Below are 22485 nucleotides of genomic sequence, written 5' to 3'. Positions count from 1 at the left end.
GTATATGAATATAGTAGAACAAACCGAACAAAAATTAAAAGCCGAGATTGCACAGGCTGTTGTGAAGGCTGGATTGGCAACAGAGGAGCAGCTTCCAGAGGTCGTTTTAGAGACGCCAAAGGAAAAGGCGCACGGGGATTACGCAACCAATATGGCGATGCAGCTTGCTCGAATTGCTAAAAAAGCCCCGCGTAAAATTGCCGAGGAGCTCGTCGCTGAATTTGATCAGTCCAAGGCATCGATTAAAAATATAGAGATTGCTGGACCAGGCTTTATTAACTTTTTCCTAGACACATCCTTCTTAACGGATTTAGTCCCAACGATTTTAAAAGAAAAGGATGATTACGGGAAGACGGATGCTGGGAAAGGCGAAAAGGTTCAAATCGAGTTTGTATCGGCCAATCCGACTGGAACCTTACATCTTGGTCATGCGCGAGGCGCGGTATTTGGGGATTCCTTAGCGAACATTATGGAAAAGGCAGGCTATGATATAGAGCGTGAATATTACATTAACGATGCCGGAAATCAAATGAATAATTTAGCTAAGTCTGTTGAAGCGCGCTATATGCAGGCACTTGGCAATTCTGATTTTGACATGCCTGAGGATGGCTACCATGGAAAGGATATCGTCGTGCTTGGGAAGAAAATGGCTGATGAGTTCGGTGATAAGTGGGCGAACGAATCTGAGGATGAACGCGTGAAATTTTGTCGTCAATATGGGTTGGACTTTTTATTAGACCAGATTAAAAAGGATTTAGAGGATTACCGTGTTCCGTTTGACAATTGGTTTTCAGAAACCTCTCTTTATGATGAGGGGCTAGTAGAAAAAGCTATCGAGACCTTGAAGGATAAAGGCTACGTCTATGAAAAGGATGGGGCGGTTTGGTTCCGTACGACCGATTTCAAGGATGATAAGGACCGTGTGCTCGTCAAACAAGACGGCTCCTACACCTATTTAACACCTGATATTGCATACCATAAAAATAAATTTGAGCGCGGATTTAATACCCTAATTAATGTTTGGGGTGCAGATCACCACGGCTATATTCCGCGGATGAAAGCGGCAATCGAGGCTTTAGGCTATAATCCGAAGCAGCTGGAAGTGTCCATTATTCAAATGGTGAACCTCATGAAGGATGGGGAAATTGTCAAAATGAGTAAGCGTACGGGGAAAGCTGTAACAATGGTTGAATTAGCCGAAGAGGTTGGCCTTGATGCGGTGCGTTATTTCTTCGTGATGCGTTCCAATGATACACACTTAGACTTTGATATGGATTTAGCAACCGCTGAGTCTAATGAAAATCCTGTTTACTATGTACAATATGCACATGCGCGGATTTGCAGCATGCTCCGCCAAGCAGAGGAAAAAGGCTTATCGCCGAGTGCTGATATTGATTTGTCAGTGCTTGGGGCAGAGAAAGAGGTAGATTTATTGAAGAGATTGGGTGAATTCCCGCAAATTGTGGCTGAAGCTGCTACTAAGCGCATGCCGCACCGGGTAACCCAATACATTTACGATCTTGCTTCAGACTTACACAGCTTTTATAATGCGGAAAAAGTACTAGATTTGGAACAGGTAAATCGGACGAAAGCTCGCCTTGCGTTAATTGAATCAGTACGAATTACGCTAGCGAATGCGATGAAATTGATTGGTGTTCACGCACCAGAAAAGATGTGATGAGTGAAGCCTCCCTGATGGATGGGGGGGCTTTTTTTAATGGGTATGGAGTGGCATGCAAGGGCGAAGCGACTTTATGGAAAGTTTATCTTTAAATATAGTAAGAAAGCATTATCCCACTCCCGCCCCAAAACACTTCACCACACTAACGCGACACCGCACTGAGGGTCAGACCCTCAGTGCTTTAAAGGGTTAAAGGAGGGGGCGGAATAGTTTGGCTAGGGGGATTTTGATAATACGAGTCCACCAGCTGAGTTGTTGGTACCATTTTTCGCTTAGGACAATGCTCGCGTTAAAATCGCGCATGAATTGTTCGCGAGCTATTTCAATAAAGGTATGGTCATACATAATCACGTTAATTTCTTTGTTGACAAAAAAACTTCGGCGATCAAAATTAGCTGTTCCAATGTCACACACCTTTTGGTCAATTATCAGCACCTTGCCGTGAAAAAATCCCTGATCATATAAACGGACATCCGCCCCCACCCTTTTCATTTCGAACAAATAGGGAATGGCCCCCTCCTTAACGAGTGGATGATCCGCGCGCATAGGGACCATGATTTTGACGGAAACCCCACGATTGATTGCGGATTTTAATCCATGAACTAATGCACGACTTGGCACAAAATACGGAGATCCGATCATGATTTCTTCTTTTGCAAAGCTAAACAACTGCAAGAAGGAATTTTCTAAGCCAACACCATCTGTAGCCAAAACTTGTACTTCACCATTCTCCCGCCTTAATTGAGGTTTATATACCTCAATAGGCTTGGCGGACTCTCTCCAATCAAGCGAAAACACCTGCTGAAAATCGTGAGCGACAGGACCATGTAGGCGAACATGATAATCACGCCATTTACTAAACTTAACATTCCCATCAATATATTCCTTGCCAATATTAAATCCGCCTACATAAACGGTTTCTCCATCAATGACGGCGATTTTCCGGTGGTTGCGGCGGTTTAATCGATATAGAAAAAATGGGAATCCGGGTCGTGAGCTGAAAGCAAACTCAACTCCAGCCTCTCTTAAGCGGTAACGGATATCCTTAGTTAGTCGAAAGCCTCCAACTCGGTCCACTAACAGCCTGACCTTGAGCCCCTCCCTGGTTTTTTCCTCCAACATTTTCAATAGTTGCTCGCTAATATCATCTCGTTTGACAATGAAAAACTGAACGTTAATTTCTTTCTTCGCATCTTTCATATTTTGAAACATATCATGAAAAAGGGGACTACCAGATTGGTATAACGTATAATGTCCGTTCGAAATAGGAAAATATAGCTTTTCTCTATGCTTTACATGATGCTTTTTTCCGAAATAGAAATCTAACCAAGTCAAAAAAATAAGACAAATAAGGATTATTCCAATCGCCGCAATCCAAGTCATGCTCGTTCTCCTTTCTCTACAGGTAGTATTCACGGTTTTAGTGGGGGCTAAACTAAATTTAATTTCGGAAAGGTGTTGACTGAATGCTCATTCATAATATAAAGTAATAAATAACAGTCAGAAAATTATTTTGTTTCAAAATCTATTGAATATCGTATCCGCTTTCATTAAAATGTTAGATAAAAGGACTGGGGGTTAAAGGATGAATACATTAGGAATTATTAATTGGGTTTTATTTTTAGCTGTCACCGTATATGCTATCGGACTCTTCGTTCAAGTCGTCCGAACCCGTATTGCCTATATCAAGCTTGGTCGCAAAGTCGAATTCGATAAAGCTTGGAAAGAGCGAATCCGAAAAATTATGATCAATGTTTTTGGTCAAAAGAAATTATTGAAGGACAAAAAGTCAGGTACCATTCACGTCATGATGTTTTATGGCTTTTTACTCGTACAGTTTGGTGCCATTGATTTTATTTGGAAGGGTCTCGCACCAGGGTCACACCTTCCGTTAGGCTTTCTGTATCCTGGATTTACCTTCTTCCAGGAAATTGTTACTTTAACGATTTTGGTAGCGGTTATTTGGGCATTTTATCGCCGTTACATTGAAAAACTCGTTCGTTTAAAACGAGGCTTTAAAGCAGGACTTGTTCTTATTTTTATCGGTACTTTAATGCTATCGGTTTTACTAGGTAACGGAATGGCGATTATTTGGCATGGTGAAGCACTTGCGTGGAGCGAGCCAATCGCCTCTGGTATTGCTGCGGTATTTGGTTGGATGAGCCCAACTGCAGCCGCTGTTGTATTTTTTGTCTCATGGTGGATTCACTTGATTGCGCTTCTATCTTTCTTAGTTTATGTGCCGCAATCCAAGCACGCTCACTTAATTGCAGCACCGGCTAACGTCTTTTTGAGCCGTAATGAATCACCCGGAAAGCTTTCTAACATTGATTTTGATGTCGATGATGAAGAAGCGGAAGAGGTTTCTTTTGGGGTCGGAAAGATTGAGGACTTCAACCAGCTGCAAATGATTGACTTTTACGCTTGTGTCGAATGTGGTCGTTGTACAAACGTTTGTCCCGCATCAGGTACAGGAAAAATGCTGTCGCCGATGGACCTCATCGTGAAAATGCGCGACCATTTAACCGAGAAAGGAGCTGCTGTAACAGGAAAAGCTCCATGGGTTCCATCTTATGCTTTCGCTGGTACTGAAGGGAACCAGTTAGCGAAAATGGCTAAACAAGGTGGAGGTGCAGCACATGATGAAGCAGCAGCTGGCCTTGAAACGATTCAAGCTACAAGCCTAATTGGTGATGTCATTACTGAAGAAGAAATCTGGGCTTGTACAACTTGCCGTAACTGTGAAGATCAATGTCCGGTTATGAACGAGCACGTGGATAAAATTATTGACCTTCGTCGTTATTTAGTTTTAACAGAAGGAAAAATGGACCCAGATGCGCAACGTGCCATGATGAATATTGAGCGCCAAGGAAATCCTTGGGGTCTATCGAAAAAAGAGCGTGAAAATTGGAGAGAAGCTGACGAATCCGTTCATATCCCAACCGTTAAGGAACTTAAGAAATCTGATGAAGAATTCGATGTTCTGTTCTGGGTTGGCTCTATGGGATCATACGACAACCGCAGTCAAAAAGTCGTGATGGATTTTGCTCGCTTAATGAACAAAGCAGATGTGAAGTTTGCGATTCTTGGAAATAAAGAACGTAACTCTGGTGATACGGCTCGCCGTTTAGGAAACGAATTTCTATTCCAAGAGCTTGCGGAGAAGAACATCAAAGACTTTGAGAAAAACGGGGTTACGAAAATAGTCACTACTGACCCACACGCATACAATGTCTTTAAGAATGAATATCCTGACTTCGGACTGGAGGCAGAGGTTTATCATCATACCGAGTTCCTATCCAAGCTAGTAGAGGAAGGTCGTCTCGCTCCGAAGTATGCGGTCAATGAAACAATTACGTACCATGATTCCTGTTACTTAGGACGATACAATGAGGTTTATGATGAGCCTCGTGATGTACTTAAGGCAATCCCAGGAGTTACCTATGTTGACATGAAACGTAGCCGAGAAAATGCCATGTGCTGTGGTGCCGGTGGCGGTCTCATGTGGACAGAGGAGAAAACAGGTAATCGTGTGAACGTTGCCCGTACTGAGCAAGCCTTAGAAACAAAAGCAACAACCATTTCAAGTGCATGTCCGTTCTGTTTAACGATGTTAAGTGACGGAACGAAGGCAAAAGAAGTAGAAGATAACGTGAGCACGATGGATGTTGCCGAAGTATTAGCAAAATCTATCTTTGGGGAAGAAAAAGAAGAAACATCAGCTTAATCGTTTGGTAGATGTATAAATGGATAACTGAAGGGTTGGTCACCACTTTGTTTGGGTGACCTCCCCTTTTGTCATAACATTGAGCGAGCGTTCAATCGTTGTTATGTAAACGCTCACAACAATTTAGAGGAGGAATAAGTAATGGTTAAAACGGTGATCGTTTCAGGCTCAAGAACGCCTTTTGGCAAATTTGGAGGTGGGCTAAGTTCACTAACTGCATCAGAGTTGGGAGGCGTTGCGATTAAGGGTGCCTTAGAAAGAGCAGGGTTTTCAGCTGAAAAAGTAGATGAAGTTATTATGGGAACAGTGCTTCAAGGAGGACAGGGGCAAATCCCTTCACGACAAGCTGCCCGAAACGCCGGAATTCCTTGGAATGTGAAAACAGAAACCGTCAACAAAGTATGTGCCTCAGGGCTCCGCAGTGTTACATTAGCTGATCAGATTATTCGTGTTGGTGATGAAGAGGTGATCGTCGCTGGTGGTATGGAGAGCATGAGTAACGCGCCATACTACATGCCAAAAGCAAGATGGGGCATGCGGATGGGCGACCAAAAAGTAGTGGATATGATGGTTCATGATGGATTAACCTGTTCCTTTGCTGGTGTACACATGGGAACCTACGGAAATAAAACAGCAGAAGAGTTTGGATTAACTCGTGAAGCTCAGGATGAATGGTCCTATCGCAGTCATCAAAAAGCAACCAAAGCGACAGAAGAAGGCATTTTTGCTGAAGAGATTGTACCCGTAGAAGTTCCGAAGCGAAAGGGAGACCCAATGGTTGTTGACACCGATGAAGCTCCTCGTAAAGATACATCTGTTGAAAAACTCCAAAAACTGAAGCCAGCCTTTGATAAAGACGGCACCATTACGGCAGGAAATGCACCAGGTGTGAACGACGGGGCGGGTGCGATGTTACTTATGTCAGATGCCCGTGCCGAACAGGAAGGATTAACTCCTCTAGCTACTATTCTAGCGCATGATGAAGTAGCTGTTGAGGCTGAAAACTTCCCACAAACACCAGGTCTCGTTATTAACTCGTTATTGAAAAAAGCAGGTAAGTCGATTGATGATATTGATTTGTTTGAAATTAACGAAGCCTTTGCTGCCGTGGCATTAGCAAGTGGCAAAATAGCTAATGTTGATCCTGAAAAAGTAAACGTCAATGGTGGAGCTGTTGCACTCGGTCACCCAATCGGGGCAAGTGGAACACGGATTATTTTAACTTTAGTTCTTGAATTGAAACGCCGTGGTGGCGGACTTGGTATTGCGGCCATTTGCTCTGGTGGAGGGCAAGGTGACGCGGTACTAGTTGAGGTGCCTAAGGGGTAATTTGGCAAATAAATTCTTATAATCTATCACAAAAATAAAAGACGCCCGCAAAGGAGGACTAAAATTGAAAAAAATCATGGTCATCGGCGCAGGGCAAATGGGAGCTGGCATTGCCCAAGTGTTTGCTCAAACCGGTTTTGAAGTGAAATTAAATGATATAGCAGAACAATCTCTTGAAAAAGGAATCGCAACAATCGAGAAGAACCTATCGCGTTCCGTGAAAAAAGAACGTATCACAGAACAAGAGAAATCCGACACAATCAACAATCTCACCACAACGACAAACATAGAAGACGCTAAGGACCGAGACCTTGTTATTGAGGCAGTTGTGGAAAACATGGATGTGAAAACGAAGGTGTTTAGCCAGCTAGACGAGATCACACCTGAACATACAATCCTAGCATCTAATACATCATCTCTACCAATCACTGAAATTGCAGCTGTAACAAACAGACCAGAAAAAGTAATCGGAATGCACTTTATGAATCCAGTTCCTGTCATGAAGCTAGTAGAGATTATTCGTGGTCTAGCTACTTCTGATGAAACGTACAAAACTATTGAAGATGCAACTAAATCATTGAACAAAACGCCAGTAGAGGTCAATGATTTTCCAGGCTTTGTTTCCAACCGAGTGCTCATGCCAATGATTAATGAAGCGATCTACACCGTGTATGAGGGAGTTGCAACGCCGGAATCAGTAGATGAGGTCATGAAGCTTGGCATGAATCATCCAATGGGGCCGTTAACATTGGCAGACTTTATTGGGCTGGATACGTGTCTATATATTATGGAAGTGCTTTACGAAGGATTTGGCGATAGCAAATATCGTCCATGTCCATTGCTTAGAAAATACGTCAAAGCCGGGTGGTTAGGACGTAAAACAGGACGTGGATTCTATGTCTACGATAACTAAAGCTCGCCCTTCACATGCAAAGCAAGAACATCATGAACATGGGGGTGCAACCATGAATTTGAATTTTACCGAAGAGCAAGAAATGATGCGCAAGATGGTACGGGACTTTGCCAAAAATGAAGTTGCTCCAGCAGTTGAGCGAATGGAAACGGAGGACCGTTTTCCGCGTGAGGTGGTCGATAAAATGGCAGAGCTAGGGCTAATGGGAATACCGATTCCTGAGCAATATGGTGGGGCTGGAATGGATTTCACCTCCTACATTATTGCCATCAATGAGCTTGCAAAGGAAAGTGCAGCGTTAGGCGTTATTTTATCTGTGCATACATCCGTGGGAACGAATCCGATTTTATATTTTGGCACGGAAGAACAGAAGCAAAAATATGTCACTAAACTAGCATCAGGTCAATATTTAGGTGCATTTGCCTTAACCGAGCCAAGTGCTGGTTCGGATGCGGGAAGCTTAAAAACACGGGCTAAGAAGCAAGGCGACCACTATGTATTAAATGGATCAAAGGTGTTCATCACCAATGGAGGGGAAGCAGACACCTACATTGTCTTTGCCCGTACAAGTGCAAGCAAGGGGTCAAAAGGAGTCAGCGCCTTTATTGTGGAGAAGGATAAAAAGGGACTCACCATTGGGAAAAAGGAAAAGAAAATGGGGCTGAATGGCTCCAATACAGTGGAATTAACCTTTGATCAATGTGAAGTGCCAGAGGAAAACTTACTCGGCGAAGAGGGAGAAGGCTTCAAGATTGCCATGGCCAACCTTGATGTCGGACGCATTGGTATTGCTGCACAAGCTCTTGGTATTGCTGAAGCGGCTCTCGAGCATGCAACCGAGTATGCGAAGGAAAGAAATCAATTTGGCAAGCCGATATTGCAACACCAAGGGATTGCCTTTAAGCTAGCCGATATGGCGACCCAGGTGGAGGCAGCTAAACTATTAACCTATCAAGCTGCGAACCTAAGAGCTCAAGGGCAGCCATGTGGAAAACAAGCATCCATGGCCAAAATGTATGCGTCCAAAATAGCGATGACATCAGCGATTGAGGCTGTGCAGGTATTTGGGGGCTATGGCTACACAAAGGATTATCCAGTCGAACGACTCTTTAGGGATGCGAAAGTCACAGAAATTTATGAGGGAACCAATGAAATACAACATAAAGTCATCAGCAAACACCTGTTAAGGGACTGATAAAGGGAGGAAAAATAGATGAATTTTCAATTGACAGAAGAACAAGAAATGCTAAAAACCATGGTACGTAATTTTGCTGAGAAGGAAGTAGAACCGACGGCCGCAGAGCGTGATGAAGAGGAGCGCTTTGACCGTGAAATTTTCGATAAAATGGCTGAGCTTGGTCTAACAGGGATTCCTTGGCCTGAAGAATATGGAGGAATTGGCGCTGATTTTGTCAGCTATGTAATTGCCGTTGAGGAGCTATCAAGAGTGTGTGCATCAACAGGGGTGACACTATCTGCGCACATTTCACTCGCTAGCTGGCCAATCTTTAAATTTGGTAACGAAGAGCAAAAGCAGCATTACCTTAAGCAGCTTGCGACAGGTGAAAAATTAGGAGCTTACGCCTTATCTGAGCCTGGCGCGGGATCTGATGTTGCCTCCATGCGAACAACAGCCAAGGAAGATGGCGACCATTATGTGTTAAATGGAAGCAAGGTTTGGATTACCAATGGTGGTGTAGCCGATATTTATGTTGTATTTGCTAAAACAGATCAGGATGCACGCCATAGAGGAATCAGTGCCTTTATTGTCGAAAAAGATACTCCAGGCTTTACTTTCGGGAAAAAGGAAAAGAAACTCGGGATTCGTTCATCTCCAACAACGGAGCTAATCTTTGAAAATTGCCGAGTACCTAAGGAAAATATGCTAGGAAAAGAAGGAGAAGGCTTTAAGATTGCCATGATGACCCTTGATGGTGGGCGTAATGGAATTGCCGCTCAAGCCGTAGGAATTGCGCAAGGAGCTTTAGATGCAGCGGTTGATTATGCCAAAGAGCGTGAGCAATTTGGTAAGCCAATCGCCAATAACCAAGGAATCTCTTTTAAACTAGCAGATATGGCAACCGAAGTAGAAGCATCTCGACTTTTAACCTATCAAGCAGCCTATCTTGAATCAGAAGGTCTTCCATATGCGAAAGCGTCTGCGATGGCGAAGCTGTTTGCAGGAGACACGGCGATGAAATCGACTGTCGAAGCGGTTCAAGTATTTGGTGGCTATGGGTTTACAAAGGACTATCCAGTAGAACGCTATATGCGTGATGCGAAAATTACTCAAATATATGAAGGAACCAATGAAATCCAACGTCTCGTGATTGGGCGGATGTTGACAAAGGAATAGAAAGGAAGATTTGATGCACTCGCTAGCTGAACGGATTCAAAAACAAGATCAACGAGCATTGGCCAGAGCCATTTCGATGGTGGAGAATGATCATCCAGAAAAATTAGAGCTGTTAAGTGATATCGCCTCCATCAAGAAAAAGGCGTACTATGTTGGGATTACGGGATCTCCAGGGGCAGGGAAAAGCTCCTTAGTAGACCGACTAGTAACCCATTTACGGGAGCAAAACTTAACGGTGGCCGTTATTGCCGTTGATCCGACGAGTCCATTCAGCGGTGGAGCACTACTCGGGGACCGGGTACGGATGCACAAGCATTTTACTGACCCGGGTGTGTTTATTCGTAGTATGGCAACACGAGGAAGTTTAGGAGGGCTTGCACGTTCTACAAAGGATGCCATTCGTGTTTGTGATGCTTATGGTTTTGACTGTGTACTTGTTGAAACGGTTGGGGTTGGACAGTCAGAGCTTGACATTATGAAGGTTGTGGATTCTACAGCGGTGGTGCTCACCCCTAATAGTGGTGATGTACTTCAAATTTTCAAGGCGGGCATTATGGAAATTGCCGACCTATTTATCATTAATAAGGCCGATTTATCAGGCGTACAAAAGCTAAGAGGTCAGCTGAAGGATTTTTTGCATATCATCGACCCTCAAGGCTGGAAGGCACCCATTGTGGAGACTATTTCTACGGAAAACAAAGGAATCGAAAAACTTTGGAAAAAGTGCACCGAGCATCGAGACTATTTGTTCGATACGGAAGAAGGGCAAAAAAAGCGCCAGGAGCAGCTGGTCTTTGAGGTTTATGAATTAATGCGGGAAGAGCTCTGGAAGGATGTGCAGGATTTTATCGAATCTGATGACACCAAGACGCAGGCCCTATCCGAAATGGCTGACCCATACAAATTAGCTAGCAAGTGGCTTTCGGAATGGAAAAACGTGGGGGTGAAGAAGGATGACTAAAAACGTACCCACATCTATAAAGGACCAGCAATTAATCGAAAAACGACGCAAGCAAATGGTGAAGGGTGCCGTTACGTTATTTAAAGAAAAAGGCTTTCACCGAACGACAACTAGGGAAATTGCCAAAGCATCAGGCTTTAGCATCGGGACGTTATATGAATATATTCGCACGAAAGAGGATGTGCTGTTTCTCGTTTGTGATGACATTTATGAGAATGTAAAAGAACGAATGGTAGGGTCAATTGATATGGAAAACAGAAGTGTCGAATGTCTTGTTGATGCTGTCCGTTCCTATTTTCAGCTCATTCATGATATCCAGGACGAAATTCTAGTTATGTATCAGGAGATTAAGGCCCTGTCGAAGGATGCGCGGGAATATATTTTGCAGAAGGAAAAGGATATGGTTCATATGCTGGAGGTTGTGATTGAAAACAGCCTGCCATATCAAATCTCGGATCAGGAGCTTAAGCTGATTGCCAACAATATTTTTGTTCATGGACATATGTGGGGCTTTCGTCGTTGGATTCTGCAAAAGGAATTTACGATTGAGGAGTATACCGATAAGCAGATTGAGTATCTCTTAACATCGTTAAAGTTAACTTAATCTATTACCTCAAGAAAAAGGGAGGACGAGATAGAATGGAAAAAGTTGAGGTTTATATGCCGAAGAATCCGGTTCGTTTTGTAACCGCCTCCAGTTTGTTTGATGGTCATGATGCGTCCATCAACATTATGCGGAGAATTTTACAGGCGAGCGGAGCAGAAGTGATTCACTTAGGGCATAACCGTTCTGTTGAAGAAGTGGTGAATGCAGCCATTCAGGAGGATGCGCAAGGGATTGCCATTTCATCCTATCAAGGCGGCCACGTCGAGTATTTTAAATATATGGTTGATTTACTACGAGAACGAGGATCCGGTCACATCCGAGTGTACGGAGGTGGCGGTGGAGTTATTATTCCACGCGAAATTAAAGAACTCCATGATTATGGAGTGGCACGTATTTTCTCACCTGAAAATGGTCGAGAGTTGGGCCTTCAAGGCATGATCAATACCATGCTCGAGGAATGTGATGCCATTTATCCAATCAATCCTGAAGACGAGTTAAAACGCTTAAAGGCAGGCGAACCACAAGCAATTGCGCGGTTTATCACCTATGTGGAAAATCACGAAAAACAGAGTGAAGAAACGGCTGCAGTGGTCGAAAAGGCACTAGAAAGTCCGAAGAAAACCGTTCCTGTTATGGGGATTACAGGTACAGGAGGCGCCGGGAAAAGCTCGCTAACTGATGAGCTCATTCGACGTTTTATTACCGAAATTCCAGATAAAAAGATTGCCATTTTATCGATTGACCCAACCAAAAAGAAGACAGGTGGAGCCCTACTTGGTGACCGAATTCGCATGAATGCCATCTTTAATGATCGCATTTATATGCGTTCGCTTGCCACTCGCGATTCTCAAACCGAGATTTCGAAGGCGGTAACAGACGCCATTGATGTTGTAAAAACGGCTGGCTACGATTTCATTATTGTAGAAACAAGTGGCATCGGGCAAGGGGATGCTGCGATTACAGACATCACCAACCTATCCATGTATGTCATGACAAGTGAATTCGGTGCACCATCTCAGCTTGAAAAAATTGACATGATTGACTTTGCTGACTTTATTGTCATTAATAAGTTTGAGCAAAAGGGATCTGAGGATGCATTGCGCCAGGTTCGTAAGCAGTATCAGCGCAGTCATATGCTATTCCACTCCGATCCAAAAGAAATGCCTGTATACGGTACGATTGCAAGTCAATTTAATGACCCAGGAACCAACACCTTATTCGCCGCAATCATTGACAAAATCAATGAGGACTATGATTGGAATGCGACAACATCCTTTGAAAAAACAGATGTCGTTGAAAAACAAAACCTAATTATCCCGAATGAGCAACGACAATATTTACGTGACATTTCTCTAACCGTGCGAAACTACCATGAAAAGGCTGAAAAACAAGCTGAAGCAGCACGCAAGCTTTATAAATTAAAAGGAACAGCTGAAGAATTAGGGGAAGAGGCGACCTTAAAAGAGTTAAATGAAAAAATTGAACACTATGAAAAACAAATTGAAAACGAAAATATCGAGCGACTTGAAAAGTGGGATGAGGTCAAGGACCAATATGAACAGGAACAAATGACGTATAAGGTTCGTGACAAGGAAATCACCATGGATTTAACCACTGAAAGTTTATCTGGTCTGAAAATCCCTAAAGTTGCCCTACCGAAATACCATGACTGGGGCGACCGTCTCGTTTGGTTACTCAAGGAAAACGTGCCAGGCGCCTTTCCATTTACTGCTGGAGTTTTCCCATTCAAGCGAAAAGGAGAGGATCCGAAGCGTCAGTTTGCTGGAGAAGGAACACCGGAGAGAACCAACCGTCGTTTCCATTATCTTTCAAAGGATGATGATGCGAAACGCTTAAGTACAGCATTTGATTCGGTGACGTTATATGGGGAAGACCCTGATGAACGCCCTGATATTTACGGTAAGGTTGGAGAAAGTGGTGTTAGCATTTGTACATTGGAGGATATGAAAAAGCTATATGACGGCTTTGACCTTTGTCACCCATCCACTTCTGTTTCCATGACCATTAATGGACCTGCTCCAATTATTCTAGCGATGTTCTTTAATACAGCGATTGAACAACAGGTTCAAAAGTTTAAAGAACAAGAGGGTCGCGAGCCAAATAAGGCCGAATATAACCAAATCAAAGCGGAAACCTTAGCAGTAGCACGCGGTACAGTGCAAGCGGATATTTTAAAGGAAGACCAAGGACAAAACACTTGTATCTTTTCCACCGAGTTTGCGTTACGGATGATGGGGGATATTCAGCAATACTTTATCGACCATAACGTCAGAAATTACTATTCTGTTTCCATTTCTGGCTATCACATTGCCGAGGCTGGAGCAAATCCAATTACACAGTTAGCCTTTACACTAGCGAACGGGTTTACCTATGTGGAGTACTATTTAAGTCGAGGAATGGATATTAACAAATTCGCGCCAAACTTATCCTTCTTCTTCTCAAATGGGCTAGATCCTGAGTATACCGTGATAGGACGTGTGGCGAGAAGAATTTGGTCGATTGTGATGCGTGATAAATACGGTGCCAATGAAAGAAGTCAAAAGCTCAAATATCATATTCAAACATCTGGCCGCTCCTTGCACGCTCAGGAAATTGATTTTAATGATATTCGTACAACTTTACAGGCGTTGCTGGCTATTCAGGATAATACAAATTCACTGCACACCAATGCTTATGATGAGGCCATTACGACACCAACGGAAGAGTCAGTTCGCCGCGCGATGGCGATTCAAATGATCATCAATAAGGAATTTGGCTTAACTAAAAATGAGAACTCCATTCAAGGTTCCTTTATTGTTGAAATGCTAACAGACATGGTGGAAGAGGCAGTGCTACAGGAGTTTGAACGCCTAAACGACCGTGGTGGCGTACTTGGTTCTATGGAACGTCAATATCAGCGTGGAAAGATTCAAGATGAGTCCTTATATTATGAAGGGAAAAAGCATTCTGGTGAGCTGCCAATTGTCGGCGTGAACACCTATCAAAATCCAAATCCACCTTCAGAGGACGACATCAATTCCATGGAGCTGGCACGTGCATCCAAGGAAGAAAAGGATCAGCAAATTGAAAACTTACGCAAGTTCCAGCAAGCACATCAAGGCGAATGTGAAGCAGCACTTAATCGCCTTAAAGAGGTCGCCGCAAGCGGTGGCAACATCTTCGCTGAGCTCATGGAAACCGTGAAAGTAGCAAGCCTAGGCCAAATTACCAACGCCCTATATGAAGTTGGCGGCCAATATAGGAGAAATATGTAAGGTCAAAAGCTAAAACAAAAGGCAAAGAAAACTACACCGTCAACCAAATTAAGTCAAAAGCCATATAAAATGGAAAGCACCAGGGTCTGACCTCTTACTGCTAACAAAATGAACCAACCAACCTAGGTAAGAGGTCAGTCCTTACATATCAACCCCAAATCAAGTGGGGTCTGACCCTACAAAGCACAAAACTTAAATCCAAACCACCAACCACCCAACCAATCAAACCCTCAACACTTGATTCCCCCTAGCATAAATGCTATTTTTTTGTATATAATGTATACTATGGTTAAAAAACGGCAACACGAATAGCGAGATGTTATAATCTTTATAGTAATCGAAAGAAAAGGGAGTGCTGGTCATGAGCTTGGAATTGGAAAAATACAATGAAGAAGACATTGCTGAAGTTTCATTGTTAAAAGTAGCAACAGAGATTTTAACCAATGAAAAAAAAGCAATGGATTTTAATGAATTATTTAATCGAGTGGCAGAATTTAAAGGATTAACAGATCAACAAAAGGAAGAGGTCATTGCGCAATTTTATACAGACTTGAACACGGACGGCCAGTTCATGACAGTTGGTTCAAATATGTGGGGATTAAAGCGTTGGTATCCTGTTGATCAAATTGAAGAAGATGTGGCACCTAAGAAGAAGAAAAAGAAAAAGGCGAAGAAAAAGCCTGCTAAAAAAGAGGTTGTCGAGGAAGTAGAAGAAAAAGAAGTTGAAGAGGATCTGACCGAAGACTTTGATGACTTTGAGGAAGATTTAGATGAAGACTTCGGATTTGATGCTGAAGATATAGATGATAGCAGTGATGATAATAATGACGATGATGACTTCTTAAGTGAAGATGACGATGAGGAAGACGATAAATAATTTTTCATCTTGACTTTGAGAGTCGAAATGGATAAAATTTTATTTGGGCTCCTTTGAACGGAAATGAAGCGCTCCCGATACAAATCGGGGGCGCTTTTGTTATTTCAACAACGTTTACGAGTGAATCAGTCCAACTTGTCACAAGCCAAGTTTTCTAGGTTTACTCGGTTAGACGAAAAGATAGTAGGTAAAACTAAGTCCGACTAACTTTTCGGAATCTAGTCCTTTCATAAATTACTAAATATACTTATTGACAATGATTTCTTTCTTAACTAAACAAAGAAGGATAGCATATGTACTAAATGGAAGAGAGGTTTGAACATGACGAAATACATCTTTGTAACAGGCGGAGTAGTATCTTCATTAGGGAAAGGAATTACAGCTGCTTCACTCGGTAGATTATTAAAAAACCGTGGCTTAAAAGTAACCATTCAAAAGTTTGATCCCTATATTAACGTGGACCCAGGGACAATGAGCCCTTATCAGCATGGTGAGGTATTTGTAACAGAGGACGGGGCAGAAACAGACCTTGACCTTGGCCATTATGAGCGTTTTATTGATATTAATTTGAACAAATTCAGCAATGTAACAACAGGGAAAGTCTATTCCTCCGTCATCCGTAAAGAACGTAAAGGAGAATATTTAGGCGGTACGGTCCAAGTCATCCCACATATCACAAATGAAATTAAAGACCGGGTTTTTCGTGCAGGTGAACAAACCAACGCGGATGTTGTCATTACTGAAATTGGCGGAACTGTTGGGGACATTGAGTCTCTTCCATTTTTAGAAGCAATCCGTCAAATTAAGAGTGATATTGGCCGTAAAAATGTGATGTATTTGCATTGTACATTGGTTCCGTATATTAAAGCTGCAGGTGAATTAAAAACAAAGCCGACCCAGCACTCTGTTAAGGAATTACGCTCCTTAGGGATTCAGCCTGATGCGATTGTTCTGCGTACCGAGCGTGAAATTAGCCAGGAAATGAAGGATAAAATCGCTCTATTCTGTGACATTAACAAAAAAGCAGTTATTGAAATGAAGGATGCGGAAAACCTTTACGAGATTCCGCTAAACCTACAGGAACAAAGCTTAGATCAAATTACTTGTGACCACTTTGGCTTAACGTGTAAAGAAGCCGACATGGAAAGCTGGACTCAGCTTGTAAACAAGGTTGCCAACCTTTCTGATACTGTAAATATCGCACTAGTTGGTAAGTATGTGGAGCTGCAGGATGCCTATTTATCTGTTGTAGAGGCATTAAAGCATGCGGGCTACAACTACAATTCAGATGTCAATGTGATGTGGATTAATGCGGAAGATGTTAATGAAGACAATGTAAAAGAAACGCTTCGCGGAGCAGATGGAATCTTAGTCCCTGGTGGCTTTGGCGACCGGGGGATTGAAGGTAAAATTGTAACGACCAAATATGCTCGTGAAAACAAAATTCCATTCCTAGGCATTTGTTTAGGTATGCAATTAGCATCCGTTGAATTTGCACGTAATGTGTTAGGATTTAAAGATGCACATTCAGCTGAGATCAATCCGAATACGACTCATCCTATTATTGATTTGCTACCAGAGCAGAAGGATGTAGATGATTTAGGTGGAACGCTTCGTCTTGGTGTTTATCCTTGTAAGCTTGAGGAAGGGACTAAAGCTTATGAGGCTTATCAGGATGAAGTGGTGTATGAGCGTCATCGCCATCGTTATGAATTTAACAATCATTATCGTCAAGAAATGGAGCAAAATGGGTTTGTATTTTCAGGGACAAGTCCAGATGGTCGTCTCGTCGAAATTATCGAGTTAAAGGATCATCCTTGGTTTGTTGCATCCCAGTTCCATCCAGAATTTAAATCCAGACCAACCAATCCACAGCCTTTATTCCGTGACTTTGTGAAGGAATCAATTGCAAGTCGTGTGAAGGCTTAAAAAAACGGCCAAGCCCTATTTTTGGGGGCTTGGCCTTTCTTAATTTGGTGCTTTATTCTGATCGCTCTTTTTTAAGAACAAGTTGTTTTGGTTTAATAAATATAAAATGCGACGTAAATAAGTGTCTCCCAAGTCATTCTGATGAGTGCATGCAAACCGTTCCGGCAGAATACTTCGCTTTCCATGGGCACGGCCTCAGTCTCCTCGGAAGTAACGCTTCCTCCCATAGGAGTCTCCGTATTCTGCCTTCACTATAGTAGTGTTCTGATGAATGCATGTTTAAAAGCTTTTGTTTTCCAATAGTTCACCTCTAAATCAACGAATTAGGCACGGTTTTTAGCGGAGGAAATACACGGAGACTCCTGTGGGAGCAAAGAGACAGCTGAGACCCCGGAGCACAGCGAGGAGGCTCAGCGCTCGCCCGCGGAAAGCGAAGTGTATTTCCGGAGCGATGGTTGTGCACTCATCAAAGTCATCATTGGAAACCAGTCACACCCGAGTTACGTCGTATTTTCTGATAAACCTGCGCATGACCAACAATCCTACATCATCCCACCAGGTAATTCCCCTTCAAAATCAGCAATCATCTCTTTTGTAGTGACATATAATCCATAATAAGTATAGAGCATGGTCATAACTGCTGGAAATGCAATTTTCTCTTCATCCAACGGTACCAAAGCTTCAACGAGCTTCGTATCTATATGGTAATTGGCGAATTGTGGGAGTGGGTTTTGCTCAGATTTTACCGCTGAAAGAGCAATAACCTCTACACCTTGATGTTGAACTTTTTCTATGAATTCAACAGCCTGCTGATCATCGGCAAACCGAGCTGCCACAACAACACGATCCGTAGAAGACAAATCGACTTGTCCGTCATATAGCTTTGATGATGGAAAAGGTTCTGCTCCATGCTCGATTTCAGCTAATAAGGCCTGCATTTCACCAGTGGCATACCAATAAATATGTCCATCACCAATGACTGCATTCGCTAAAGAACGGGCGGCCTCTTCAAAGGCGAGCTCTTCTTCATTTTGTATTTGGTTTAACTTGTTTATTAATTGGGTAGTAAACAATTGTAGCATTTATGTACATCTCCTTTCAGAGAACATCCGTTCCCTATAAAATCCGTCTTTTTCACTATTTAGAACGTAAAAGAAGGAATTCAAAACCTATATATAGAAAGCAGTATAAATATAACATAGTTGTACGTTATTTTTTAATATGAACAAAAAGGTGATGAAAAAGTGGGCAAAAAACAGACGTTTATCGTGGATGACCAAATGGGAATACGTTTATTACTCAAGGAAATCATTTCGAGTGAAGGACATCAAGTAAAGGAATTTGAAAGTGGTCAGGCATTGTTTCAGGAATGTGAGAAAAACAAGCCCGATTTTGTCTTTGTGGATTACAGCTTACCTGCTATGAATGGGAGAGAAATTGCCGATCGTTTATCGCAAAAATATGGAAATCAAGTGGCAGTTTATATAATGAGTGGTTATTCGATGGACGAAATTGATATGGATATGAAAAATCCTAATATCAAGGGATTTTTGCAGAAGCCGTTTGACGTGACGGAGGTAATTGGGCTACTAAAAGAAAACACGCCGTCATAAAATATCCTTAAATTTGAATCCTCTTTTGTTGCACATGTTTATTCGACTTGGTATGCTATAAAAGTGCTTATAGTTACATAAATTAAAGTATGTCCAAAAAATGATGTGCAGGACATTCGTACAATAAAGGAGGATTCCGTCATGCCACTAGTATCCATGAGAGAAATGCTCAACAAGGCCAAAGACAACGGGTATGCAGTCGGACAATTTAACATTAACAACTTAGAATATGTGCAAGGGATCTTGCAAGCAGCCGAGGAAGAAAAGTCACCAGTTATTTTAGGTGTCTCTGAGGGTGCTGCACGCTATATGGGTGGTTTCAAAGTAGCAGTAGCTATTGTGAAATCCTTAATGGAATCATATGGCACTACTGTTCCGGTAGCGATTCACCTTGACCATGGTTCAAGCTTTGAAAAGTGTGCTGAAGCCATTCAAGCTGGATTCACTTCCGTTATGATTGATGGTTCACACTATCCATTAGAAGAAAACATTGCCTTAACGAAAAAAGTTGTCGAGCTTGCTCACATTCACGGTGTTTCTGTCGAAGCAGAACTAGGCCGAATTGGTGGTCAAGAAGATGATCTAGTTGTAGAGGATGCTGAGGCAGCTTATGCAATTCCATCTGAGTGTAAACAGCTTATCGATGAAACAAATGTCGATTGCTTTGCACCTGCACTAGGTTCTGTGCACGGACCATACAAAGGAGAGCCTAACCTTGGCTTCGACCGTATGGAAGAGGTATTTAACATTACTAATGTACCACTTGTACTTCATGGTGGAACAGGTATCCCAACAAAGGATATCCAAAAAGCCATCTCCCTTGGTACTGCAAAGGTAAACGTAAATACAGAAAACCAAATTTCACAAGCGAAAAGAGTTCGTGAAGTGTTAGCTGAAAAGCCTGATCTTTATGACCCACGTAAGTATTTAGGACCAGGTACAGAAGCGATTAAAGAAACCGTAATCGGCAAAATGCGCGAATTCGGTTCTTCAAACAAAGCATAAAAAGTCTTTAAGGAAGCCGTCATTTTTGGCGGTTTCCTTTTCATGCATTAGTAAAGCGCTTGCGCTGAATGAAAAAAAGGGAGGTTTATTTAGTGAAATTTTTTATTGATACAGCCAATATTGACGAAATACGCGAGGCCAACGCATTAGGTGTTTTAGCAGGTGTTACAACCAATCCAAGTCTAGTAGCTAAAGAAGGTGTTTCCTTCCACGATCGTCTAAAAGAAATTACGACAGAGGTAACAGAAGGATCTGTTAGTGCTGAGGTTATTTCTGAGGATGCTGAAGGAATGCTGAAAGAAGCTGAAGAATTAGCAGCCATTGCCCCAAACATCACCATCAAAGTTCCCATGACATTAGAGGGCCTAAAAGCGGTCAAAAAACTTAGCGATCAAAACATAAAAACAAATGTCACCTTGATTTTCTCCGCAAACCAAGCTCTTCTTGCAGCACGTGCTGGCGCTACATATGTTTCACCATTTCTCGGTCGTCTAGATGACATTGGCCAAAATGGGATGACATTAGTCGCGCAGGTTCGGGAAATTTTCGACATCCACGGAATTGACACTGAAATTATTGCAGCATCTGTAAGACATCCTATGCACGTCACTGACGCAGCGCTTAATGGAGCCCATATTGCAACGGTTCCACTAAAGGTGCTACAAGGATTGGTGAAGCATCCATTAACAGACCAAGGTATTGAGAAATTTTTAGCTGATTGGAATCAGCAAAAGTAAGCATAAATGTTAAGTTATTGTTAAAACTAATCATAAGAGGAATAGTTTTACCCGTGTAGAGTTTTCAACTGACAACATTTGGTAGCAATAGAGGAGCGTATTTGCATATGGAGAAATTATTAGTTGAAGGTGGCAGAACACTTCGGGGCCAGGTTCGAATTAGCGGTGCAAAAAATAGTGCAGTGGCGCTTATTCCCGCCACAATCCTAGCTGATTCACCTGTTACCATCGAGGGGCTCCCGAGTATTTCTGATATTAGTATTTTAAAAAACTTACTTGAAGAAATTGGTGGGAGTGTTAAACAATCGGGTGAAGATATAACCGTGGACCCTTCAGCCATGGTTTCCATGCCTTTACCAAACGGAAAAGTGAAGAAGTTAAGAGCTTCTTACTACTTCATGGGGGCAATGCTAGGTCGATTCAAAAAGGCGGTTATCGGGCTTCCAGGTGGCTGTAATTTAGGTCCAAGACCTATCGACCAGCATATTAAAGGCTTTGAGGCTTTAGGTGCTGAAGTGACCAATGAGCAGGGTGCCATGTATCTTCGGGCCGACGAATTACGTGGTGCTAGGATTTATTTGGACGTCGTAAGTGTCGGAGCAACAATCAATATTATGCTTGCAGCCGTAAAAGCAAAGGGAAAAACCATCATCGAGAACGCAGCAAAAGAACCTGAAATCATTGATGTGGCTACTTTGCTTACAAGTATGGGAGCCAAAATTAAAGGTGCAGGTACTGATGTCATTCGGATTGAAGGAGTTGAGCGCTTAAGTGGCTGCCAGCATACGATTATACCTGACCGTATCGAGGCGGGAACGTATACAATTATTGCAGCAGCAATTGGTGACGAGATTCTAATTGACAATGTGATACCGACGCACCTTGAGTCACTGATAGCGAAACTCCGAGAAATGGGCGTGATTGTCGATGTTATCGATGATCAACTGCTTATTCGAGGCAATAAACGACTAAAAAGTGTCGATATTAAAACGCTCGTCTACCCGGGCTTTCCAACCGACCTGCAGCAGCCGTTTACCACTTTATTAACCCAGGCGGATGGCACAGGAATTGTGACAGATACCATTTATCAATCCCGCTTTAAGCATATTGACGAATTACGTCGTATGAACGCGGATATTAAGGTGGAAGGCAGTTCAGCCGTCGTAGCAGGACCTGTTCAGCTAGAAGGCGCAAAGGTAAAAGCAAGCGACCTTAGAGCTGGTGCAGCCCTTGTTGCTGCTGGTTTGGTGGCCGAGGGTGTGACGGAAATAGCCGGACTTGAGCATATCGACAGAGGCTATGAAGGATTAACCGATAAATTAATCAACCTAGGAGCAAAGGTTTGGCGTGAAGAGATGACAGAAGAAGAAGCCGAACAATTTCAAGAGTCATAAAAATCAGTAAGGTTCCATGGATATGAGAGAAACCAATAGAGAGAGAAAAAGGATATTTTATTATTTTGGGGAGGAATTATA

Annotated in this window: 17 protein-coding genes; 15 read left to right on the top strand and 2 right to left on the bottom strand. The window is 42.6% G+C overall.

Annotated elements, in window-relative coordinates; genetic code table 11:
* The first annotated feature begins 4 nt into the window (after nt 1-4).
* Nucleotides 5-1678: an arginine--tRNA ligase gene (gene argS / locus GH754_RS07785; RefSeq protein ID WP_153728160.1), complete on the top strand. Its 1674-nt coding sequence runs from the start codon at nt 5-7 to the stop codon at nt 1676-1678.
* Nucleotides 1679-1870: 192 nt separating this feature from the next.
* On the opposite strand, the gene GH754_RS07780 is transcribed toward argS, so the two are convergent.
* On the bottom strand, nt 1871-3064 hold the full coding sequence (locus GH754_RS07780; RefSeq protein WP_153728159.1) for a phospholipase D-like domain-containing protein: 1194 nt from the start codon (nt 3062-3064) through the stop codon (nt 1871-1873).
* Nucleotides 3065-3266: 202 nt separating this feature from the next.
* Between GH754_RS07780 and GH754_RS07775 the strand changes: the two genes are divergently transcribed.
* From GH754_RS07775 to GH754_RS07730, 10 genes are all read left to right on the top strand, one after another.
* Nucleotides 3267-5408: a 4Fe-4S dicluster domain-containing protein gene (locus GH754_RS07775; protein ID WP_153728158.1), complete on the top strand. Its 2142-nt coding sequence runs from the start codon at nt 3267-3269 to the stop codon at nt 5406-5408.
* A gap of 141 nt (nt 5409-5549) precedes the next feature.
* On the top strand, nt 5550-6737 hold the full coding sequence (locus GH754_RS07770; RefSeq protein WP_153728157.1) for an acetyl-CoA C-acetyltransferase: 1188 nt from the start codon (nt 5550-5552) through the stop codon (nt 6735-6737).
* A 76-nt stretch (nt 6738-6813) separates the two neighbouring features.
* A complete protein-coding gene (locus GH754_RS07765; RefSeq protein ID WP_153728288.1) occupies nt 6814-7650 on the top strand; it encodes a 3-hydroxybutyryl-CoA dehydrogenase in 837 nt (278 codons plus the stop codon).
* Between the two features lie 52 nt (nt 7651-7702).
* On the top strand, nt 7703-8845 hold the full coding sequence (locus GH754_RS07760) for an acyl-CoA dehydrogenase (RefSeq protein ID WP_153728156.1): 1143 nt from the start codon (nt 7703-7705) through the stop codon (nt 8843-8845).
* Between the two features lie 18 nt (nt 8846-8863).
* Nucleotides 8864-10006, top strand: coding sequence for an acyl-CoA dehydrogenase (locus tag GH754_RS07755; protein WP_153728155.1), 1143 nt, complete (start codon nt 8864-8866; stop codon nt 10004-10006).
* A 13-nt stretch (nt 10007-10019) separates the two neighbouring features.
* On the top strand, nt 10020-10967 hold the full coding sequence (gene meaB, locus GH754_RS07750; protein WP_153728154.1) for a methylmalonyl Co-A mutase-associated GTPase MeaB: 948 nt from the start codon (nt 10020-10022) through the stop codon (nt 10965-10967).
* Nucleotides 10960-11571, top strand: a complete 612-nt coding sequence (locus GH754_RS07745; RefSeq protein ID WP_153728153.1) for a TetR/AcrR family transcriptional regulator — start codon at nt 10960-10962, stop codon at nt 11569-11571. The genes meaB and GH754_RS07745 overlap by 8 nt, the downstream gene beginning before the upstream one ends.
* A gap of 35 nt (nt 11572-11606) precedes the next feature.
* Nucleotides 11607-14849: a fused isobutyryl-CoA mutase/GTPase IcmF gene (icmF, locus tag GH754_RS07740; RefSeq protein WP_153728152.1), complete on the top strand. Its 3243-nt coding sequence runs from the start codon at nt 11607-11609 to the stop codon at nt 14847-14849.
* A 361-nt stretch (nt 14850-15210) separates the two neighbouring features.
* Complete coding sequence (gene rpoE / locus GH754_RS07735; RefSeq protein WP_323741910.1) at nt 15211-15726, top strand: DNA-directed RNA polymerase subunit delta; 516 nt, start codon at nt 15211-15213, stop codon at nt 15724-15726.
* A 321-nt stretch (nt 15727-16047) separates the two neighbouring features.
* Nucleotides 16048-17655 carry a CTP synthase gene (locus GH754_RS07730; protein WP_153728151.1) on the top strand — a complete coding sequence of 536 codons (1608 nt, stop codon included), beginning with the start codon at nt 16048-16050 and terminating at the stop codon, nt 17653-17655.
* 542 nt (nt 17656-18197) lie between these two features.
* Here GH754_RS07730 and GH754_RS07725 read toward each other — a convergent pair.
* Nucleotides 18198-18737, bottom strand: a complete 540-nt coding sequence (locus tag GH754_RS07725; RefSeq protein WP_153728150.1) for a DUF2529 family protein — start codon at nt 18735-18737, stop codon at nt 18198-18200.
* Nucleotides 18738-18899: 162 nt separating this feature from the next.
* On the opposite strand from GH754_RS07725, the gene GH754_RS07720 reads away from it, so the two are divergent.
* The 4 genes from GH754_RS07720 to GH754_RS07705 all read left to right on the top strand — a co-directional run bounded on the left by GH754_RS07720 (nt 18900) and on the right by GH754_RS07705 (nt 22404).
* Complete coding sequence (locus GH754_RS07720) at nt 18900-19268, top strand: response regulator (protein ID WP_153728149.1); 369 nt, start codon at nt 18900-18902, stop codon at nt 19266-19268.
* A 141-nt stretch (nt 19269-19409) separates the two neighbouring features.
* Entirely contained in the window at nt 19410-20273 is an 864-nt protein-coding gene (fba, locus tag GH754_RS07715) for a class II fructose-1,6-bisphosphate aldolase (RefSeq protein WP_153728148.1), read from the top strand.
* A 92-nt stretch (nt 20274-20365) separates the two neighbouring features.
* Entirely contained in the window at nt 20366-21010 is a 645-nt protein-coding gene (gene fsa / locus GH754_RS07710; protein WP_323741909.1) for a fructose-6-phosphate aldolase, read from the top strand.
* 107 nt (nt 21011-21117) lie between these two features.
* Nucleotides 21118-22404, top strand: coding sequence for a UDP-N-acetylglucosamine 1-carboxyvinyltransferase (locus tag GH754_RS07705; RefSeq protein ID WP_153728146.1), 1287 nt, complete (start codon nt 21118-21120; stop codon nt 22402-22404).
* Nucleotides 22405-22485 lie beyond the last annotated feature (81 nt).

Origin of the sequence: Salinibacillus xinjiangensis (assembly GCF_009649735.1) — a bacterium.
Lineage (GTDB): Bacteria > Bacillota > Bacilli > Bacillales > Alkalibacillaceae > Salinibacillus > Salinibacillus xinjiangensis.
Note: the sequence above shows the minus strand (reverse complement) of the source record. Positions and strands in the feature narration are given on the sequence as shown.